This window comes from Hyphomicrobium sp., assembly GCF_036780825.1.
Classification (GTDB): domain Bacteria; phylum Pseudomonadota; class Alphaproteobacteria; order Rhizobiales; family Hyphomicrobiaceae; genus Hyphomicrobium_C.
The window spans coordinates 15223-19062 of sequence record NZ_DAIQCD010000042.1; the positions used below are offsets into that span (position 1 = coordinate 15223).

General features: G+C 62.3%; 4 protein-coding genes. 2 read left to right on the forward strand and 2 right to left on the reverse strand.

Annotation, left to right across the window (positions count from 1 at the left end):
* Positions 1 to 944 precede the first annotated feature (944 nt).
* The gene (locus V7P99_RS13180; protein WP_333795290.1) at positions 945 to 1253 is read left to right on the forward strand and encodes a hypothetical protein; all 309 of its coding nucleotides are present in this window, start codon (positions 945 to 947) and stop codon (positions 1251 to 1253) included.
* A gap of 75 nt (positions 1254 to 1328) precedes the next feature.
* Here the strand turns inward: V7P99_RS13180 and glnA are convergent, their stop codons facing one another.
* Both glnA and V7P99_RS13190 read right to left on the reverse strand, forming a co-directional pair.
* Positions 1329 to 2735, reverse strand: a complete 1407-nt coding sequence (glnA, locus tag V7P99_RS13185; RefSeq protein WP_333795291.1) for a type I glutamate--ammonia ligase — start codon at positions 2733 to 2735, stop codon at positions 1329 to 1331.
* A 52-nt stretch (positions 2736 to 2787) separates the two neighbouring features.
* Positions 2788 to 3126, reverse strand: coding sequence for a P-II family nitrogen regulator (locus V7P99_RS13190; protein ID WP_333795292.1), 339 nt, complete (start codon positions 3124 to 3126; stop codon positions 2788 to 2790).
* A 310-nt stretch (positions 3127 to 3436) separates the two neighbouring features.
* Here V7P99_RS13190 and V7P99_RS13195 point away from each other — a divergent pair.
* The coding region (locus V7P99_RS13195) for an NAD(P)H-hydrate epimerase (protein ID WP_333795298.1) at positions 3437 to 3840 on the forward strand (404 nt) is incomplete at its 3' end.

The following is a 3840-nucleotide window of genomic DNA, read 5'->3' on the forward strand; positions in this document are numbered from 1 at the left end:
TTTACACTTTCAACTCATCAGTCGAGCAGGCGTCAAGCACGAAACGAGCCCGCGGGAAGGTTCCGGCGGGCTCGCAAGATCATGGTCGAGGACGGTTCAATAATGCGACGGCACCGCGTGAATGCTTCAGGTCTTGCGCCTGCCACCTTCGGCAGCATGGCCGCTGGAGCGATGGGGCGTCCGTCTTTCTTGTCCTAGCCGCGATCCCATGTTTCGCGGTCTGCGGCGGTCTGCATCTCGGCTCGCGAGGCGGTCCTACGCGAATTGCGCTGCGCCGGCGCAAGTGCACTCCGGCTCCATCCCAATCTCCTACGTCCTGCACCTCCGGCGGCCATTCTGTGGCTCAGCCGGTAGGCAGGAACGCCCGCTACGTCACGCCCTGGTCTGGACCAACCAGGGCGGAAGGGGCGCGCGATCGAGGCGCACAAGTCGCTTTCACCGCTTTGCAAATAAAGCTGCAGATCTCCGAAGTTTCCGCGCTGAAATAGACAAGTTTTTTATCTCGGCCGCTCGCCGATTTCCAATGCATTAAAGCATCTGGATCAGATCACGAACGGCAGTTTCTGGTCCGGTGGTCTCATTTTCTTAGACCTCCTTTCGAGAGCTTTTGAAAGTGTGCCTCTCATTGCTTTGCCTGTCAATCCGCGGACTCTCCGCAAGAGAAAAGACGCAGTTAACCGGGCGTTGACGCTGAACCGATAGGCTCGAACGAATGTTCCGGAGTGTGCACGAATTGCCTGCCGCCATATGAGGGCAGCGCGAGGCTTGTGCTGGACGCGCGCTCATCTTGCGCGGCGGAAACCGGACAGTCATCGGGCGACGGGTGGGCGGCCAAGCTGTCCGCATCGGATCGAGTGAGACTCGGAGCTTGTCGCTCGCGGTGCCCGTGTCCGTTCCGGGACTGCAGCTCCGGCACGTCGTGCGCAAAGTATCAAGAGGGCTTCATGAGATCGGCGATCGGTTTCTTTTCGCTTCTCGCATTCGGCTTTCTCGCAGCAGGCGTCCTGACAGTCATTGGCTCCGGCCCAGGGTTCCGGAGCGTGCTCGACACCGTGCTCGGCTCTGGAGAGGGTGGCGTGCACCTCGGCTCGCTTTTCGCAGGGATGGTGCTCGGCGTCGTGCTTTCGGCTCTTGCCCGCGTTTCCTGGGCAGAGCTGCCGCGCCGCTTCGTGCGCTGGCTGTTCTCCCATGTCCGCGGCTTCTACCGTCTGCTCTTTCTCGCCGCCGTCATCGCCTTTTTTGTCTTTTACTGATGCGGGTGCCAGCACAATCAAAAAAGGCCCGGGTCACCCGGGCCTTTTGACGTTGCGGCACGTCTGAGACAGAGCTCAGACGGAATAGTACATGTCGTACTCGACCGGATGCGGCGTCATCTCGTAGCGCATGTTCTCGGCCATGCGCAGCTCGATATAGGCGTCGATCATGTCGTCCGTCATGACGCCGCCGGCCTTGAGGAACGCACGGTCCTTGTCGAGCGAGGTCAGCGCCTCGCGCAGGCTGGTGGCGACGGTCGGGATGCTCGCGAGCTCCGCCGGCGGCAGATCGTAGAGGTTCTTGTCCATCGGATCGCCCGGATGGATCTTGTTCTGAATGCCGTCGAGGCCCGCCATCAGCATGGCCGTGAAGGCGAGATAGGGGTTGGCGCCGGGATCCGGGAAACGGATCTCGATGCGCTTCGCCTTGGGGCTGGTGACGACGGGGATGCGGCACGAGGCCGACCGGTTGCGCGCCGAGTAAGCGAGCAGAACCGGGGCTTCGTAGCCCGGCACTAGGCGCTTGTAGGAGTTGGTCAGCGGGTTGGCGAAGGCGTTGATGGCCCTGGCGTGCTTCAGGATACCGCCGATGTAGAACAGGCACGTGTCCGAGAGATCGGCGTACTTGTTGCCGGCGAACGTCGGCTCATCGCCCTTCCAGATCGACTGGTGCACGTGCATGCCCGAGCCGTTGTCGCCGAAGATCGGCTTCGGCATGAACGTCGCGGACTTGCCGTAGGCCTGCGCCACCTGATGCACCACGTACTTGTAGATCTGCAGATGGTCGGCGACGGCGATCATCGGGCCGAACTTGATGCCAAGTTCATGCTGGGCCGGCGCCACCTCGTGATGATGCTTCTCGACCGCGACGCCCATCTCGGAAAGGACGGACAGCATTTCCGAGCGGATGTCCTGGCAGCTATCGATCGGCGGGACCGGGAAATAGCCGCCCTTGGCACGCGGGCGATGGCCGAGGTTACCCATCTCGTACACCGTGTCGGAGTTCGACGGCAGCTCGGAGCTGTCCACCTTGAAGCCGACGCTGTAGGGGCCTGAGGCGAACTTCACGTCGTCGAAGATGAAGAACTCGGCCTCGGGGCCGAAAAACACTTTGTCGCCGACGCCGAGGGACGCCATGTACGCCTCGGCCTTCTTGGCGATCGACCGCGGATCGCGTTCGTAAGGCTGGCCGGTGAGCGGCTCGATGACATCGCAGAAGATGGCGAGCGTTGTCTGGGCGAAGAATGGATCGATGTGGGCGGAGGCCGGATCGGGCTTCAGATACATGTCCGAGCTCTCGATGCCCTTCCAGCCGGCGATCGACGAGCCGTCGAAGGCGTAGCCCTCGAAGGTGCCTTCATCGATGCAGGACACGTCGGCCGTGACGTGCTGCATCTTGCCCTTGGTGTCCGTGAAGCGCAGGTCAACGAACTTCACGTCCTTGTCCTTGATCGTCCTAAAGACGTCGCTCACCGTTTTCATAAACACTCCCCTTGATGGAATTGCGTGCTGGCGTCGCTGCAGATGGGTGGGCTCAGATGGCTTCCGTTCCGGTTTCGCCGGTGCGGATGCGGATGGCTTCCTCGACAGTCGAGATGAAGATTTTGCCGTCGCCGATGCGGCCGGTTTTGGCGGCCTTCTGGATGGCCTCAACGGCTTTCTCGAGCATGTCCTCGCTGAGAACCACCTCGATCTTCACCTTGGGCAGGAAGTCGACCACGTACTCGGCGCCGCGATAGAGCTCCGTATGGCCCTTCTGGCGCCCGAAGCCCTTTGCCTCGATCACGGTGATGCCCTGCAGGCCGATCTCCTGGAGCGCCTCCTTCACCTCGTCGAGCTTGAAGGGCTTGATGATAGCTTCGATTTTCTTCATGCGCCCGGTGTCCTCCAGTGTCGTCCGGCAATCCGGTCACAAGCCTCATTGCCGGACCGGCCATTGGGTAGCACGGGACATGCCAAGTCATTCGCCGGAAATTAAATCCTTTTTAGTCAGCAGGTTAGAGCATTACTGCCTTTCCGCTAGGCAGTCTAGCGCAGGCCATTGGCCTAAAAGATAGGCGCCGTGATTAAAACTCACGCAGCAGAGTGAGCGTGATCCGCACGGAGCAAGCAATCCGTGGCCAGCGCGGGGGAACGGAATTAGGTTCGCCGCAAGGATCGGCGGCAGCAAGCAGGAGAGCGGCGTGACGAGCGGGACGGTCTGGCTGGAGGAGACGGTCGAGCTGCTCACGCCCGACGAGATGGGCAAGGCCGACCGGCTGGCAGTCGCCCGCGGCGTCCGGAGCCTGGATCTCATGGAGGCGGCCGGGCGGGCCGTTGCCGAGGCGGCGCGGCGCCGGGTGGCTCCGGGCGCACGCGTCGCGGTGCTGTGCGGACCGGGCAACAACGGCGGCGATGCCTTCGTCACGGCGCGCCTGCTCAAGCGGGCGAGCTATGACGTCCGGCTGTTCCTGCTCGGCGAGAAGAGTGTCCTCACGGGCGATGCCGCCGAGATGGCGCGCCGCTTCGATGGACCGCTGCGGCCGCTCGATCCGTTTCAGCTCGAGAGCCTTCATCTCGTGATCGATGGCCTCTTTGGCGCAGGCCT

Bases quoted from the DNA above. Each gene is read 5' to 3' on its own strand.
- V7P99_RS13180 (WP_333795290.1), top strand. From the start codon at position 945: ATGAGATCGGCGATCGGTTTCTTTTCGCTTCTCGCATTCGGCTTTCTC.
- glnA (WP_333795291.1), bottom strand. From the start codon at position 2,735: ATGAAAACGGTGAGCGACGTCTTTAGGACGATCAAGGACAAGGACGTG.
- V7P99_RS13190 (WP_333795292.1), bottom strand. From the start codon at position 3,126: ATGAAGAAAATCGAAGCTATCATCAAGCCCTTCAAGCTCGACGAGGTG.